The organism is Citrobacter sp. BIDMC107, from assembly GCF_001037575.1.
In the GTDB taxonomy this organism is placed as follows: Bacteria; Pseudomonadota; Gammaproteobacteria; order Enterobacterales; family Enterobacteriaceae; genus Citrobacter; species Citrobacter freundii.
In genome coordinates this window covers 3,237,701-3,254,211 of record NZ_KQ089848.1, presented here as the reverse complement: position 1 = coordinate 3,254,211, position 16,511 = coordinate 3,237,701, and the positions used below count along the sequence as shown (strand labels likewise).

The window sequence follows — 16,511 nt, the reverse complement described above, 5'->3', positions numbered from 1 at the left end:
ATTTCGGTTCCTTATGACGTAAATTATTTTGCAGGGTTATTTTCAGCAATATCGAGAGCGATATTTTTGCCACGTTTGCTCTGACAGGCAGATAAAGTAAATGCCGATATCAATGTAAAAGTCAGCGCCACAATGCCCATAATGATATATGTCTTCTCAAAGCCTATCCGGTCGTACATTAATCCGGCAGGAGAGGAAACCACCACGTTACCGACATACAGCATCGCCTGATAACCCAGTAAATACATGGTCGCATTGACACGTTTATCAAAATGCTCGGCAATATATTTGAAGACGGAAACCAGTAATAAACAGATCTCCAGACCGTATAGCGGCTTCAGCACAGAAATTAATAAATGAGAGTCACATAGCCCAGATATCACCAATCGCGCGCCCACCAGCGCCCCAACAATCAGCAGACCACGCTTCGCGCCAATATAATTGACGAATAGCGGAATGACCATGTACATGACAAATTCCATTCCCGACTGCACGGTGCCCAGATAACCAAAGACGGCGTTCCCTTCATGTACATCGGCAAAGAAAGTGACGAAGTAGCGGGAGAACTGCTGCTCCGCGATAAACATCATCCACGCCACGCCCGCAACGTACAGGCAGAATGCCCAAAATTTGCGATTACGCAGCAGGGCGTAAACATCCGTCGGGGAGATTTTCTCTTTAGTTATCACCTCCGAGGCGTTGGCCGCATTGACATTGACTTTCAGACTCACCAGAACAACCAGCATCACCACTGACGTCAGGCTGCCGAGCATAAAGTTATAGGCCGGTGAGAGGTTAAACAGCAGGCCAGAGAACGATGACGCCACCGCCCAGCCAAGCGACCCCCACATACGGATCTGCCCAAACTCCATGCCGTTCAGACGGCTGTAGCGGTCAGAATAAGATTCACAGGCCGCCACCCCGGCATACCACGCAAAGCTCAAGTAAATCGCGCCAACTATAATACCCAGCATGGTATTGGATAGTAATAATGGCTGATAGACATAAATAAAAAACGGTGCCATTAACGCTGACATCACTACGACGAAATAGAGCAGATATTTGCTCATACCTATTTTATCGAGGATATAACCATAAATAGGCTTCAGAATAACCGAGAAAATACCATTCACAGCAAATACGGTGCCAATCACTGTACCGCTCAACTGCGCTTTTTGCCCCAACCAGATAGCCAACAAACCAATACTTGCGGACCAGGTAAAGAAATAAAGGAATATAAAACTGCTTATTTTATAATATTCAGTCCGATTTCCCGTTGAATTATTTTTCATACCACCCTCGCTATAAAAAGAACGACAACTGGCGTGCATTTTCAGGTTGCTGAATAACAACCTGGTTATTGTTGATGGATAGCTGCGGAACGGCTGAGTACTGTCTTTGCTGCCCGCTGGCACTCACGGCGCAGCAAAGCCAGCTTTCGCCCTGCGGGATTTCGCTGGTCAACACAGGAATCGACGCACATTCAGGGAACATGATGCTACTGTTCGGCGGCGTGACCACGCTGTCTGGCTGGCGAACTATGGACGGCGACAGATCAACGATAACGCTGGTTCCGTTGCATGCCGCGAGGAGGCATCCACGCTTACATAACCGAGGCTCGGCTTTCATCACCGCAAATCCCCCTTCCACCGTTTGCAGCGTTCGCGCACTGTTAATACGGTGCAGGCGAAGATGCCATTCGCCAAACGGGACAAGCCAGGTCTCAATCATTACGTCATGCCAAGGAGACCAGCGGGACCAGATAAAATTCTCATCGACCCGAACCTCGTCGCACTGACGACGGCCACGATAGTAGCCATCGCCGTCCGCCAACAGCAGCATAGAGTCACAGGCCGCATGTTTGATGCCGTAACGGCCGCGCTCAATGGTGAAACCAAAGCGGCTGGAGTAGGCAAATTTGGTGTATTTGGCTTCGGTATTAACGTAGTTGTTCAGTTCAAGCTGGCCTGAGGTCAACATCATGACATGCTCAGAATGCTCACTATGCTGCAGGATCTGCGCAGCATGGGGGATAACACGTTTTTCAACCAGTTGCGGTAGCGCCAGCTCTTCAGCCTGCCAGAATGGATGATCCTCCGGCAGTGCAAGAATCAAAAAAACCTTCAATGCCCAATAAGGCGATCCCGGCGAGTTGTAGTCTTCACACATCGCCAGATTCGGGTAGGCAAACCCCAGCGTCAGAATGCCATCACGATCGAAAATCGGCTGCTTCTGCCACCAGCGCAAATGACGCAGAATCACCCCTTTGATTATGCCTGGCGAAAGAACATCCAGTTCGGCAAACGCCACCGCGCTCCAGAAGGCAACCATGGCAAAGCGGTAGGTCAGGCTGCGGCCAAACGGCACCGATGCGCCGTCAGCGGCGGACAGGTAAATAAAATCTTCGGCAAACAAGCGCGAACGTTCACGCAGAACGACAGCGCGTTCGGTGTCATCCGGGCTGAGGGTGGCATACAACAGACCGTAGAAGTGAAAAGCCATTGAGATGTAGTAATCTTTCGGTCGACCGGGACCATCGGAATACCAACCGTCACCAAGATAGTAGGCTTCCATCAGCTCAAAGCGGCGATCGATAGCTGCCTGATCGTAAGGCAGACCTGCACGCTTGAAACCAAGCTGAACGATAATCGCAAAGTAGTTCCAGTTGCTGTCCGGCATTTGCGAGTCGGTTATCTGATTCAGCCAGCGGTGCAGATTCTCGCGTTCGCTCAGGGAGAAATGCTGCGTTAATTGCGTCTGTAACAATGCCAGACCCAGGCCATAAGCAGCCATCTCAACCAGACGCTGATCATAAGGACCGGTGTCTCCCCAGTAATGTGGGCTTTGTGGGTCAGTACCGAGTTTTATCGCCTGAATGTACTTTTCGGCAAACGGCACTTTAGCCCCGCCTGCCATCAGAGGAAATAGCCCCCACAACGCCCGGGAAAGCCCTTCCATACAGGCAATATCCGCGCTGTAGTGAGAACAGGTATTGCCAAGAGAAAACTGAGCCTGTCCCGCCGGAAACTGCCGATCCAGCGCACGTAAAATGGCGTTAACCGCACACGTTACGTCTTCGCGTGATGACAATGGATTTGATTTTTCTTCAGTTGCTGACCACATAATCTGCCCCTCTGAATTAAGTGGCTAAAGAATAGTGAATCGCAGAGCAGCAGAAATGTTACGTCAATCACAGCACCAGAATTAAAGTAAAACAGTGATTGAGAAAATTTAAAAATAGGGTTTATAAATTACCATTCGGCGGCAAAAATTTAAATTTATTGCACTATGACTTTATCCTCACCGCAAGAACGTCTGGAGCTGATCGCCCTTAATGATGCGGTTGCGTCGTTCAGCCGTTTATTCGCCAATACGGTGCGTTATCACCACTGGCATCAGTGTCTGGAAGTGCTGTATGTGGAAGAAGGCTTTGGCGTGGTTACGGTTGACCATAAGCAATACACCATGCGACCGGGACGAATGTTCTTTTTCCCGCCGTTTACCCTACACAAGATCTGGGTCGATGAGCAGGCGCGGGATGGTTATCGACGTACCATTATTCATCTCGATCAACATGCGGTACTGAAGGTGCTACGCGACTTGCCGCATACTCAACAGCATCTGCAAAATCTGAGCATTCGCGGCAGTGAAGCATGGGTCGTCGACGCGGCGGATGTTCATCCACATGTTGATTTTCTCTTCAGCCGTTATGAAAAAATGGCCGCTCAGAAACCGCTGAGCACTGAGCAGGTTGCCTGTCTGTTAGTCAATTTATTCAGCCTGTTACCTGACGATAATGGCAATATGCCGGAAATTAGCAGCGGAATTGCCAGTCAGGTGATGTTCTGGCTGGATGAGCATTACACCCACAAATTTAGTCTGGCGGCGCTGGCGCAGGAACTGGATAAATCCAAAAGCTATGTATCCCGCCGCTTCCAGATGGAAACGGGCGAGAGCATTCTCGACTATCTCAATACGCTGCGGTTACGCAAAGCCTGTGAAGCGCTGTTACACAGTGAAATCAGCGTGCGGGAGATTGCTCAAAAGGTGGGATTTTCAGAGGTAACATACTTCATCAGCGCCTTCGGTAAAGGCATTGGCGAGACGCCGTTGCAGTATCGCAAGCGGCATAAACAATAACGCCGGAAAGCACGTTGCTTTTCCGGCATTCAACGGTCAATTAGCCTTCGAGATCCGCCAGGTCGCCTTTCTCTTGCAACCAGTTACGACGGTCTTCAGAACGCTTCTTGGCCAGCAGCATATCCATCATTGCGTTGGTGCGCTGATCGTCTTCATCATCGATAATGAGCTGCACCAGGCGACGGGTGTTCGGATCCAGCGTGGTTTCACGAAGCTGCATCGGGTTCATTTCACCCAGTCCTTTAAAGCGCTGCACGTTCGGCTTACCTTTCTTGCGCTTTAACTGCTCCAGTACGCCCGCTTTCTCTTCTTCCGTCAGCGCGTAATACACCTCTTTACCGAGGTCGATACGGTATAACGGCGGCAGCGCCACGTACACGTGACCGTGTTTCACCAACGTGCGGAAGTGCTTCACAAACAGTGCGCACAGCAGCGTGGCGATGTGCAGACCATCGGAGTCCGCATCCGCCAGGATACAGATCTTACCGTAACGCAACTGGCTCAGATCGTCGCTGTCCGGATCGATACCGATCGCCACCGAAATATCGTGCACTTCCTGAGACGCCAGAACTTCATCAGAAGATACTTCCCAGGTATTGAGGATCTTACCTTTGAGCGGCATGATCGCCTGATATTCACGATCGCGCGCCTGTTTGGCGGAACCACCTGCGGAGTCACCTTCGACGAGAAACAGTTCGGTGCGGTTAAGATCCTGTGCAGTACAGTCCGCCAGTTTACCCGGCAGCGCCGGACCGCTGGTCAGCTTTTTACGCACCACTTTTTTCGCCGCACGCAGACGACGCTGGGCGCTGGAAATCGCCATCTCAGCCAGCAGTTCGGCTGACTGTACGTTCTGGTTCAGCCACAGGCTGAAGGCATCTTTCACCACGCCAGAAACAAACGCCGCACACTGACGCGAAGAGAGGCGTTCTTTGGTTTGTCCGGCAAACTGCGGATCCTGCATTTTTACCGACAGCACGTAGGCACAGCGATCCCAGATATCTTCCGCCGACAGCTTCACGCCACGCGGCAAAATATTGCGGTATTCGCAGAACTCGCGCATCGCATCCAGCAGACCCTGACGCAGACCGTTGACGTGCGTCCCGCCCTGCATAGTTGGGATCAGGTTCACATAGCTTTCGGTCAGCAGCTCACCGCCTTCCGGCAGCCAGAGCAGCGCCCAGTCCACTGTCTCCGTCTCACCGCTGAAATTACCGATAAACGGTTTTTCCGGCAGAGTCGGTAGGCCATTCACCGCTTCGCTCAGATAGTCATTCAGACCATCCTGGTAGCACCAGCGCTGTTCGCTGTTGTTGACCTCATCCTTGAAGGTGATCTCAACGCCCGGGCACAGTACCGCTTTGGCTTTCAGTACGTGCGTTAAGCGCGAAACAGAAAAACGCGGGCTGTCAAAGAAGCTTTCATCCGGCCAGAAGTGCACGCTGGTCCCGGTATTGCGTTTGCCGCAGGTACCGACAACCTGTAAATCCTGCACTTTATCGCCATTCTCAAACGCGATGTTGTATACCTGCCCATCGCGGCGTACGTTCACTTCCACACGTTTGGACAGGGCGTTAACAACGGAGATCCCCACACCGTGCAGACCACCGGAGAACTGGTAGTTCTTGTTGGAGAACTTGCCGCCCGCGTGCAGACGACAGAGGATCAGCTCAACCGCCGGAACGCCCTCTTCAGGGTGAATGTCTACTGGCATGCCGCGTCCGTCATCAATGACTTCCAGAGACTGGTCGGCATGTAAGATCACGTCCACGCGTTTCGCGTGGCCCGCCAGTGCTTCATCCACACTGTTATCAATCACTTCCTGTCCAAGATGGTTCGGACGGGTCGTATCGGTGTACATCCCAGGGCGACGGCGTACCGGCTCAAGCCCAGTGAGTACCTCAATGGCATCAGCGTTATAAGTTTGCGTCATGGTTTAAATAAGCAATTCGAATTGATCGTCAGAAACTGTGCAGTCCAAGGAAATCGACAATCGGGTTGAAATAATCTTCGAAGCCCGTGAATGCGTGGTTTCCGCCCTCAATAACTGTCTGACGGCAGGAGGCGTAATACGCCACCGCCTGGCGGTAGTCCAACACTTCATCGCCCGTTTGTTGGAGCAGCCAGATCAAATCCGGCGCTTCCAGCGGGTCAATCTGCATGACTTTAAGATCGTAAATATGGCGTGACTCTAGCACATATTGCTGCCCCGTGTAGGGGTTCTCGTTTTGACCGAGATAGTCGACCAGCAGTTCATAAGGCCGTACAGCAGGGTTCACCACCACTGCCGGCAGCATAAAACATTGCGACAGCCAGGTGGCGTAATAACCACCTAATGAGGAGCCGACAATCCCCAGCGACTCTCCGCCATGTTCAAGAATGATCGATTCCAGCATCTCTGCGGCCTGGGCCGGATACGGCGGCAACTGCGGTACGATCATCTCAACGTGCGGATGGTGCTCCGCCAACCAGTTTTTCAGCAAACACGCCTTCGCCGAACGAGGAGAGCTATTAAATCCGTGAAGATAGAGAAGCGTAGACATCAGTAGCCTTCTGAAGCGGTATCAGGGTGGAACCGATTACCCTGCAGACGACGTACCTGAGTCTGCAACGTCCCGTCAGCAAAAAGCTCCAGCGTCCGCCAGCCGGGGCTGATGGTATCCAATGTGAAATTGGAACAGTGCGGCTTAAACTGCACGCAGGTCGACGGCGTCGCCAGCAGACGGCGTCCGTTCCAGTCCAGATCCAGTTCCTGATGAATATGCCCGCACAGCAGATACTTCACGCGTGGATAGTTCACCAGCACGTTATCCAGCTCAGCGGCATTGCGCAGGCTATGCTGATCGAGCCAGCTACAGCCCGCAGGCAGAGGATGATGATGCAGAAGCAGCAAGGTATTACGCTCTGGTGCATCAGCAAGTTTACGCTCCAGCCATTCGAGCTGGAATTCACTTAATTCACCGTGGGGAACGCCGAACACCTGGCTGTCGAGCAGCAAAATTTGCCACTGTTCGCCGATGAAAACACGCTTGGCAGGGGAAATTCCCGCATCCTGCAGCGCGCTGTACATTGCCGGCTGAAAATCGTGATTGCCCGGTAGCCAAACGCAGGGCGCACGAAAGCTTGCGATGCCCTCAGCAAAATGCTGATAGGCCGCAGCGGATTGATCCTGCGCCAAATCCCCCGTCGCGACGATCAGATCGTACTCAGGCGACTCTGCATGTATGGCATCCAGTACGGATTGATAACTGTCCCAGGTATTCACACCCAGCAGCGTTTCATGCTTTTCGGCAAACAGGTGAGTGTCTGTAATTTGTAAGATCCTGACTCTGGCCTCACCAGCCAAAGGAAGGGTTAACAGGCTTTCCAAATGGTGTCCTTAGGTTTCACGACGCTAATAAACCGGAATCGCCATCGCTCCATGTGCTAAACAGTACCGTAGCCAGTCGGCCAGAAACTGATTAATTTGATGCTTTTCGTCGCGTTGATGCAACTTTTTATTTGGATAATCATACCGCGCTTTGAAGCGAAAGATCTGCTGACTTGAACACACTTCAGCCACCCTCGCGTCATGATACAGGCGCACGGTCAATGACGGCAGGCTCCAGTATGTGACGGCCGGCGCCGTTTGTTCGATCGCGACAAGCGTAGTGTATCGGGTCGATTCAACGATCGTTAACCGATATTGTGCGTTTGCTACCTGATAGCTCACTGTTTCACCGGCTGCATCATTACGTGGCAGCAGGCGGCGCAATTGCGAATAGTTGGTTTCGCACAGGCGCATCATTTCAGGGAAGTCAGGTGTGTAACGCTTCATTTTTTCCACTCAGTTTTTAACTCTTGATAGTGCAGCTGTAACCATTGCAAGGCGATGACAGAAGCCGCGTTGTCGATTTTCCCCTCTTCTACCCATTGATAAGCCTGCTCCCGGCTCACCACATGAACACGAATATCTTCGTTTTCATCAGCCAGACCATGAATTCCGCTCGCGGTCGTAGCGTCCACTTCGCCAACTAAAATAGACAGGCGCTCACTGGTGCCGCCAGGGCTTGCCAGATAGCTCAGAACGGGTTTCGTACGTTTAACGTCCAGTCCGGCTTCTTCCATCGCTTCACGACGGGCCACATCTTCAACAGTTTCGCCCTCTTCGATCATTCCGGCTACCATTTCCAGTAGCCACGGGCTTTCGCTGGTATCAAACGCCGCGATACGGATCTGCTCGACCAGTACAACTTCGTCCCGCTCAGGGTCAAAGGGTAGCAAGACTGCCGCGTGTCCGCGCTCAAAAATTTCGCGCTTTACCTCACCGCTCATACCACCGTTAAACAAGCGATGGCGGAACCGATAAAGATCCAGTGAAAAAAAACCGCGGTATAGCGTTTCTCGTGCAATAATTTCTACATCATTTTTAGTGAAAGTCATTGGCAAGTTGTCTGGTTTACGCATTGTGCTGTCCTGAAACCAATAGTGATTAAAATGTGAATTTCAAGGTCGTTTGACTGATGTTTGAACGCCCTTGTGTTAAATTGATGCAAATTAACGCCGTATGGCACGTAACGCCAACTTTTTGCAGTGGCGGATTCTGCTAGAATCAGCAAATATTTTTACAATTTGATCAGCGCTAAATACTGCTTCACAACAAGGAATGCAAATGAAGAAATTGCTCCCCATCCTTATCGGCCTGAGCCTGTCGGGGTTCAGTACTTTGAGCCAGGCAGAAAACCTGATGCAGGTTTATCAGCAAGCACGCCTGAGCAACCCGGAATTGCGTAAATCCGCCGCCGATCGCGATGCTGCATTCGAAAAAATTAACGAAGCGCGTAGTCCATTACTGCCGCAACTGGGTTTAGGTGCCGATTACACCTACAGCAATGGCTACCGTGATGCAAACGGCGTCAACTCCAACGCCACCAGCGCGTCATTACAATTGACTCAGACGCTGTTCGACATGTCTAAATGGCGTGCCCTGACGCTGCAAGAAAAATCAGCGGGCATCCAGGACGTAACGTATCAGACCGATCAGCAAACGCTGATCCTGAATACCGCTACGGCCTATTTTAACGTACTGAACGCGATTGATGTGCTGTCTTACACCCAGGCACAGAAAGATGCGGTTTATCGTCAGTTAGATCAGACCACTCAGCGTTTTAACGTTGGTCTGGTCGCCATCACTGACGTGCAGAACGCCCGTTCACAATACGACACCGTGCTGGCGAACGAAGTGACCGCGCGTAACAATCTGGATAACGCGGTAGAACAGCTGCGTCAGGTGACCGGTAACTATTACCCGGAACTGGCTTCGCTGAACGTTGATGGTTTCAAAACCAACAAACCGCAGGCGGTGAATGCGCTACTGAAAGAAGCGGAAAACCGCAACCTGACTTTATTGCAGGCGCGTTTAAGCCAGGATCTGGCGCGTGAGCAGATTCGTCAGGCACAGGACGGTCATCTGCCAACGCTGGACCTGACCGCATCTACAGGCGTGTCTGACACCTCCTACAGCGGGTCGAAAACTCATGGTGGTACTACGGGTAATCAGTATGACGACAGCAACATGGGCCAGAACAAAATCGGTCTGAGCTTCTCGCTGCCGCTGTACCAGGGCGGGATGGTTAACTCGCAGGTGAAACAAGCGCAGTACAACTTTGTTGGCGCGAGTGAACAACTGGAAAGCGCACACCGTAGCGTGGTGCAGACCGTTCGTTCTTCATTCAACAACATTAATGCTTCTATTAGTAGCATTAACGCGTACAAACAAGCGGTTGTCTCTGCTCAAAGCTCATTGGATGCGATGGAAGCCGGTTATTCCGTAGGCACACGTACCATTGTGGATGTGTTGGATGCCACCACCACGCTGTACAACGCCAAACAACAATTGGCTAATGCGCGTTATACCTATCTTATCAATCAGTTAAACGTCAAATCTGCGCTCGGTACGCTGAACGAGCAGGATTTGGTGGCACTGAACAATACGCTGGGTAAACCTGTATCCACAACGCCGGATACCGTGGCACCGCAAAATCCACAACAAGATGCCGCCGTGAATGACTTTAACGGCACTGGCAATTTGCCTGCGGCTCAGCCGACAGCAGCACGTTCAACCAGCAGCAACGGCAACAACCCGTTCCGTAACTGATGCTGATGACGGGGCTTCGGCCCCGTCTGAACGTAAGACAACGTAAAGATCCGCCCCTTCCTGCGCATTCTCGCCTCTTCCCGCTTCAATTTCGACCAGTCATCCTCTATCCTGAGCATTATTTACTGTGTTTACCACTGGGTCCTGGAAGACAAAAATGAAACGGACAAAATCTATACATCACGCCTCGTTCCGCAAAAGCTGGAGCGCGCGCCATCTGACTCCTGTCGCCCTGGCAGTTACCGCAGTGTTTATGCTCGCGGGCTGTGAAAAGAGTGACGAAACGGTTTCGCTTTATCAGAACGCTGACGACTGCTCTGCAGCGAATCCAGGTAAAAGCGCCGAATGTACTACCGCGTTTAACAATGCGCTGAAAGAAGCTGAACGTACCGCACCAAAATACGCCACTCGTGAAGACTGTATCGCTGAATTCGGCGAAGGCCAGTGCCAGCAGGCTCCTGCGCAAGCAGGTATGGCGCCGACCGGTGAAGGTCAGGCTCAGGCGCAGAATCAAAGCAGCGGCAGCTTCTGGATGCCACTGATGGCAGGCTACATGATGGGCCGACTGATGGGTGGCGGAATGGGCGCTCAGCAACCGCTGTTTAGCTCGAAAAACCCGGCCAGCCCGGCTTACGGCAAATACACAGATGCCAGCGGTAAAAACTACGGCGCAGCAACGCCGGGTCGCACCATGACCGTACCGAAAACCGCTATGGCACCGAAACCAGCCACCACCTCTACCGTAACCCGCGGCGGATTTGGTGAGTCTGTGGCCAAACAGAGCACCATGCAGCGTAGCGCAAGCGGCACCACCACACGTTCAATGGGTGGCTGATCGTCATGGAAAGAGTCAGTATTGTTGAGCGCCCGGACTGGCGCGATAAAGCCACCGAATACGGTTTTAATTTTCACACTATGTACGGCGAGCCGTACTGGTGTGAAGACGCGTACTACAAACTCACCCTTGCTCAGGTTGAAAAGCTGGAAGAGGTCACCGCAGAGCTACATCAAATGTGCCTCAAAGTGGTGGAAAAGGTCATTGCCAGCGATGAGCTGATGACCAAGTTTCGCATTCCGAAGCATACCTGGGGTTTTGTCCGCCAGTCCTGGCTGACACAGCAACCGTCGCTCTATTCACGTCTCGATCTGGCGTGGGATGGAACCGGTGAACCCAAACTGCTGGAAAACAACGCTGATACCCCAACCTCGCTGTACGAAGCTGCGTTTTTCCAGTGGATCTGGCTGGAAGATCAGCTCAATGCGGGCAACCTGCCGGAAGGCAGCGATCAGTTCAACAGTCTGCAGGAAAAGCTGATCGAGCGTTTCACCGAGCTGCGTGAACAGTATGGTTTTCAACTGCTACATCTGACCTGCTGTCGTGATACGGTGGAAGATCGCGGTACGATCCAGTATCTGCAGGATTGCGCGGCCGAAGCAGAGATCGCTACAGAATTCCTCTATGTAGAAGATATTGGTCTTGGTGAAAAAGGCCAATTCACCGATATGCAGGATCAGGTGATCGCTAACCTGTTCAAGCTCTATCCGTGGGAATTCATGCTGCGTGAAATGTTCTCCACCAAGCTGGAAGACGCTGGCGTTCGCTGGCTGGAACCCGCCTGGAAGAGCATTATTTCCAACAAAGCACTGTTACCTATGTTATGGGAAATGTTCCCGAATCATCCGAACCTTCTGCCAGCATATTTCGCCGAAGACGACTACCCGCAGATGGATAAATTCGTTGTCAAACCGATCTTCTCGCGCGAGGGAGCTAACGTCTCCATCATTGAGAACGGTAAAACGATCGAATCCGTGGAAGGACCGTACGGTGAAGAAGGCATGATCGTGCAGCAGTTCCATCAGCTACCGAAGTTTGGCGACAGCTATATGCTGATTGGCAGTTGGCTGATCAACGATCAACCCGCAGGGATCGGCATTCGTGAAGACCGCGCGTTGATCACGCAGGATCTGTCACGTTTCTATCCGCATATTTTTGTCGAATGATTGAGAGTGCCGGGTGGCGGCTCCGCCTTACCCGGCCTACGGCACGAACTTAATGCCCGATAAGCGTAGCGCCATCGGGCGTTCATCACCCAACCTGCACCGACAACATACTTAAACTTCCCATCTCGATACCATCTACAGGGATCGTAACAGACTCTTTACCATCCCATGCCCCGAGAACATACAGCAGCGGCAGATAGTGATCTGGCGTCGGGTTCGACAACGATCCACCTTCATGAGCGAGATAGTTCACCAGCGGGTGCTGCTCAACCGGTCCCTGCCAGGTCAGGTTAGCCTTAACATAATCATTGAATGAGGTTGCCCACGGATATGGCGTGTTCTCACCGTGCCAACGCGCAGTACGCAGGTTATGCACCACGTTACCACTGGCCACCAGCATAATACCCTCATCACGCAGTGCCGCCAGCTTGCGGCCCATCTCAAAATGCCAGGCCGCCGGTTTTGTACTATCGATGCTTAACTGCACCATCGGGATGTCGGCATTCGGGTACATCTTGATCAGTACGCCCCAGGAACCGTGGTCAAAACCCCACGCTTCTTTGTCTAACGCGACGGGTACAGGAGCAAGTAAATCAACCAGGTGCTGCGCCAGTTCTGGCGAGCCCGGAGCCGGGTAATGGGTGTCATACAGCGCTTGCGGAAAACCGCCGAAATCGTGGATCGTTTTAGGCGCTTCCATCGCTGTCACACCCGTTCCACGGGTGAACCAGTGCGCCGAGACCACCACAATGGCTTTCGGACGCGGCAACGTTTCCCCCAGTTGCTGCCAGGCACGGGTATAAACGTTATCTTCCAGAACATTCATCGGGCTACCGTGGCCCAAAAACAATGCTGGCATACGAGTTGAAGACATGATGATATCCTTACTGAGGGAGTCATTTTGATACCATTACAATACGCTTATTCGGTTGATGAAGAACTCAGATAACCATGATGAAGATCATCAGTTATTTTGACGATCCAGTCCGGAAAGCAGATTGATAAGGAGTTTTATTTGTCGATGTCAGTACCTTTACTTCTGACTTTACTGGCAGGTGCCGCCACGTTTATCGGCGCATTTCTCGGCGTGTTAGGGCAAAAGCCTTCCAACCGCGTTCTCGCCTTTTCTTTAGGCTTCGCTGCCGGGATTATGCTACTGATCTCTCTAATGGAAATGCTACCTGCTGCGCTGGCCGCTGAAGGCATGTCGCCAGTGCTAGGCTACGGAATGTTTATCGTCGGCTTGCTGGGCTACTTTGGCCTGGACTGTCTATTGCCGCACGCGCACCCTCAGGATCTGGTACAAAAAACAACGCAGCCTCTACCCGGATCCATTAAACGCACCGCGATTTTATTAACGCTCGGCATCAGCCTGCACAATTTTCCGGAAGGGATTGCGACGTTTGTTACCGCCAGCAGCAACCTCGAGCTGGGCTTTGGTATTGCGCTTGCCGTCGCATTACACAATATTCCTGAAGGATTAGCCGTTGCAGGTCCGGTCTATGCAGCAACGGGCTCCAAACGTACGGCGATATTCTGGGCCGGGATCTCGGGCATGGCAGAAATACTGGGCGGCGTACTGGCGTGGTTAATTCTGGGGAGTCTCATCTCGCCTGTGGTGATGGCGGCAATAATGGCGGCAGTCGCGGGTATTATGGTGGCGCTGTCAGTCGATGAATTGATGCCACTGGCAAAAGAGATCGACCCAAATAATAATCCCAGCTATGGGGTCCTGTGCGGAATGTCGGTGATGGGGTTAAGTCTCGTCATCCTCCAGTCCATGGGAATCGGATAATCCAGAGGGCGGATGCCACCCTGCTATTTTACAGCATCCGCTCATCCATAGCAGAACGTGAAGGACTATTCCTGTTCCTTAATCACGCTGTTATCTTCACCAGAACGTCGGAAGAGTTTGTTTCGCGCCTCAAGCAATGCGTCTCTGTCTTGTCGGAATGCCCGACAATAACGCTTCATATGGCAATAATAACCCAATGCAACGAGTGCAATTAATACGATCCAATACCAGGCAATAAACATTCTTTTACCCTTAACATTTAACATCATTAAACATTTAACGTTAAAATTTTACATAAACTTATTCTGACATACCCCTATAGTGGCATATTTCAGAAACAAATATATGATTTCGATCATATAAACCAGCAGCTATGCCAATAGCTAAAACAGTTATAAAAAAATAAAACTCTGTCGACGAGATCACACTAAGCAATAATAAACATTGTCCTTAAAATACCTCACTCATACTATCCAGAAAACAATAAAAATTAGATTTTGTAGAATAATACACTTCATCAATATTTATATACCCACAATAAAAGTGACATCAGTAGTACCATTTTCATTTTTAGCCATATCGTAAAAACATAATATATTCAGTGAAATTATATTTAAAGTTAATATAAGGAGATATATCCATGTTTAGACAATACCGAAAAACACTTCTCGCTGGCACACTCGCACTGACGTTTGGATTAACCGCTGGAAATTCGTTTGCCGCAGGTTTTCAACCCGCTCAACCTGCGGGAAAACTGGGGGCAATAGTGGTTGACCCATACGGAAACACCCCGCTTACCGCACTGGTTGAATTAGATAGTCACGTTATTTCAGATGTCAAAGTCACCGTTCATGGTAAAGGTGAAAAAGGGATTCCTGTGACATATGCCGTGGGCAAAGAGTCACTCGCTACCTACCATGGCATACCTATTTTTGGCCTTTATCAAAAGTTTGCCAATAAGGTCACCGTTGAATATAAAGAAAATGGCAAAGCCATGAAGGATGATTATGTGGTGCAAACGTCCGCCATCGTTAATCACTACATGGATAACCGTTCTATTTCCGATTTACAGCAAACGAAAGTTATTAAGGTAGCGCCTGGCTTTGAAGACCGTCTCTATCTGGTGAATACCCATACTTTCACCCCACAGGGGGCAGAATTCCACTGGCATGGTGAAAAAGACAAAAATGCCGGCATCCTGGATGCAGGTCCAGCCGGTGGCGCATTACCTTTTGATATCGCACCCTTTACCTTTGTCGTCGATACGGAAGGTGAATATCGTTGGTGGCTGGATCAAGATGCCTTTTACGATGGCCATGACATGGATATCAATAAGCGCGGTTACTTGATGGGTATCCGGGAAACGCCGCGCGGCACCTTCACAGCCGTTCAGGGTCAGCATTGGTACGAATTCGATATGATGGGGCAGATTCTGGCCGATCATAAGCTACCGCGCGGCTTCCTCGACGCGTCGCATGAATCGATCGAAACAATCAACGACACCGTGTTGCTTCGCGTGGGCAAACGCGATTATCGCAAAGAAGATGGCATCCATGTGCAAACCATCCGCGATCAGATAATTGAAGTAGACAAGTCCGGTCGTGTGGTTGATGTGTGGGATCTGACAAAGATACTCGATCCGATGCGTGATGCGCTTCTGGGTGCACTGGACGCAGGCGCGGTATGCGTCAACGTTGACCTCGCTCATGCCGGTCAACAGGCGAAACTGGAGCCAGATACTCCTTACGGTGACGCCCTCGGAGTGGGTGCAGGTCGTAACTGGGCGCACGTTAACTCCATTGCCTATGATGCCAAAGATGACTCCATTATTATCTCTTCCCGCCATCAGGGTGTTGTCAAAATCGGTCGCGATAAACAGGTGAAGTGGATTCTGGCACCGTCGAAAGGCTGGAATAAAGCGCTGGCAAGCAAGCTGTTAAAACCGGTTGATGATAAGGGCAACGCGCTAAAATGTGACGAAAACGGTAAGTGCGAGAATACTGATTTCGATTTTACCTACACCCAACACACCGCATGGCTCTCGAGCAAAGGGACATTAACCATCTTTGACAACGGCGATGGTCGTGGGCTCGAACAACCGGCATTGCCGACGATGAAATATTCCCGTTTCGTCGAATATAAAGTTGACGAGAAAAAAGGAACCGTTCAGCAAATTTGGGAATACGGAAAAGAACGCGGTTACGATTTCTATAGTCCCATCACCTCGGTTATCGAATATCAGAAAGACCGTGACACCATGTTTGGCTTTGGTGGCTCAATTAATTTATTTGACGTTGGACAACCAACCATCGGCAAGATCAACGAAATTGATTATAAGACCAAAGAAGTCAAAGTTGAGATTGATGTTCTTTCAGATAAGCCGAACCAAACTCACTACCGTGCATTACTGGTCCGCCCACAACACATGTTTAAATAATC

14 protein-coding genes are annotated in these 16,511 nt (G+C 50.9%); 6 read left to right on the top strand and 8 right to left on the bottom strand.

Annotated features, from left to right (window positions below):
- Nucleotides 1-23: 23 nt before the first annotated feature.
- Nucleotides 24-1,292 carry an oligosaccharide MFS transporter gene (locus SK39_RS15220; protein ID WP_048217421.1) on the bottom strand — a complete coding sequence of 423 codons (1,269 nt, stop codon included), beginning with the start codon at nucleotides 1,290-1,292 and terminating at the stop codon, nucleotides 24-26.
- Nucleotides 1,293-1,302: 10 nt separating this feature from the next.
- Entirely contained in the window at nucleotides 1,303-3,123 is a 1,821-nt protein-coding gene (locus tag SK39_RS15215) for a DUF2264 domain-containing protein (RefSeq protein ID WP_048217159.1), read from the bottom strand.
- 165 nt (nucleotides 3,124-3,288) lie between these two features.
- Between SK39_RS15215 and SK39_RS15210 the strand changes: the two genes are divergently transcribed.
- Complete coding sequence (locus SK39_RS15210; protein ID WP_044700874.1) at nucleotides 3,289-4,140, top strand: helix-turn-helix transcriptional regulator; 852 nt, start codon at nucleotides 3,289-3,291, stop codon at nucleotides 4,138-4,140.
- A 40-nt stretch (nucleotides 4,141-4,180) separates the two neighbouring features.
- Here the strand turns inward: SK39_RS15210 and parE are convergent, their stop codons facing one another.
- The 5 genes from parE to nudF are packed head-to-tail and all read right to left on the bottom strand — an operon-like array spanning nucleotide 4,181 to nucleotide 8,586.
- Entirely contained in the window at nucleotides 4,181-6,073 is a 1,893-nt protein-coding gene (gene parE / locus SK39_RS15205) for a DNA topoisomerase IV subunit B (protein WP_003024571.1), read from the bottom strand.
- Nucleotides 6,074-6,101: 28 nt separating this feature from the next.
- The gene (gene yqiA, locus SK39_RS15200) at nucleotides 6,102-6,683 is read right to left on the bottom strand and encodes an esterase YqiA (protein WP_003024575.1); all 582 of its coding nucleotides are present in this window, start codon (nucleotides 6,681-6,683) and stop codon (nucleotides 6,102-6,104) included.
- Entirely contained in the window at nucleotides 6,683-7,510 is an 828-nt protein-coding gene (gene cpdA / locus SK39_RS15195; protein WP_003838143.1) for a 3',5'-cyclic-AMP phosphodiesterase, read from the bottom strand. The genes yqiA and cpdA overlap by 1 nt, the downstream gene beginning before the upstream one ends.
- Before the next feature lie 24 nt (nucleotides 7,511-7,534).
- The gene (locus SK39_RS15190) at nucleotides 7,535-7,957 is read right to left on the bottom strand and encodes a DUF1249 family protein (protein WP_003024582.1); all 423 of its coding nucleotides are present in this window, start codon (nucleotides 7,955-7,957) and stop codon (nucleotides 7,535-7,537) included.
- Nucleotides 7,954-8,586 (bottom strand): ADP-ribose diphosphatase, encoded by a 633-nt coding sequence (gene nudF / locus SK39_RS15185; protein WP_003024585.1) that lies wholly within the window; start codon nucleotides 8,584-8,586, stop codon nucleotides 7,954-7,956. The genes SK39_RS15190 and nudF overlap by 4 nt, the downstream gene beginning before the upstream one ends.
- Before the next feature lie 205 nt (nucleotides 8,587-8,791).
- Here nudF and tolC point away from each other — a divergent pair, with 205 nt between their 5' ends.
- The 3 genes from tolC to SK39_RS15170 all read left to right on the top strand — a co-directional run bounded on the left by tolC (nucleotide 8,792) and on the right by SK39_RS15170 (nucleotide 12,277).
- Entirely contained in the window at nucleotides 8,792-10,276 is a 1,485-nt protein-coding gene (gene tolC, locus SK39_RS15180; protein ID WP_032937374.1) for an outer membrane channel protein TolC, read from the top strand.
- Nucleotides 10,277-10,433: 157 nt separating this feature from the next.
- Nucleotides 10,434-11,111, top strand: a complete 678-nt coding sequence (locus SK39_RS15175) for a DUF1190 family protein (protein WP_003024591.1) — start codon at nucleotides 10,434-10,436, stop codon at nucleotides 11,109-11,111.
- Between the two features lie 5 nt (nucleotides 11,112-11,116).
- Nucleotides 11,117-12,277 carry a glutathionylspermidine synthase family protein gene (locus SK39_RS15170; protein ID WP_032937372.1) on the top strand — a complete coding sequence of 387 codons (1,161 nt, stop codon included), beginning with the start codon at nucleotides 11,117-11,119 and terminating at the stop codon, nucleotides 12,275-12,277.
- Between the two features lie 85 nt (nucleotides 12,278-12,362).
- On the opposite strand, the gene ygiD is transcribed toward SK39_RS15170, so the two are convergent.
- Nucleotides 12,363-13,151, bottom strand: coding sequence for a 4,5-DOPA-extradiol-dioxygenase (gene ygiD / locus SK39_RS15165; protein WP_032937367.1), 789 nt, complete (start codon nucleotides 13,149-13,151; stop codon nucleotides 12,363-12,365).
- A 147-nt stretch (nucleotides 13,152-13,298) separates the two neighbouring features.
- On the opposite strand from ygiD, the gene zupT reads away from it, so the two are divergent.
- Together zupT and SK39_RS15155 are read left to right on the top strand one after the other, a co-directional pair.
- Nucleotides 13,299-14,072, top strand: a complete 774-nt coding sequence (gene zupT, locus SK39_RS15160; protein ID WP_048217158.1) for a zinc transporter ZupT — start codon at nucleotides 13,299-13,301, stop codon at nucleotides 14,070-14,072.
- Nucleotides 14,073-14,712: 640 nt separating this feature from the next.
- The gene (locus SK39_RS15155; RefSeq protein WP_048217157.1) at nucleotides 14,713-16,509 is read left to right on the top strand and encodes an aryl-sulfate sulfotransferase; all 1,797 of its coding nucleotides are present in this window, start codon (nucleotides 14,713-14,715) and stop codon (nucleotides 16,507-16,509) included.
- The last annotated feature ends 2 nt before the right edge of the window (nucleotides 16,510-16,511 follow it).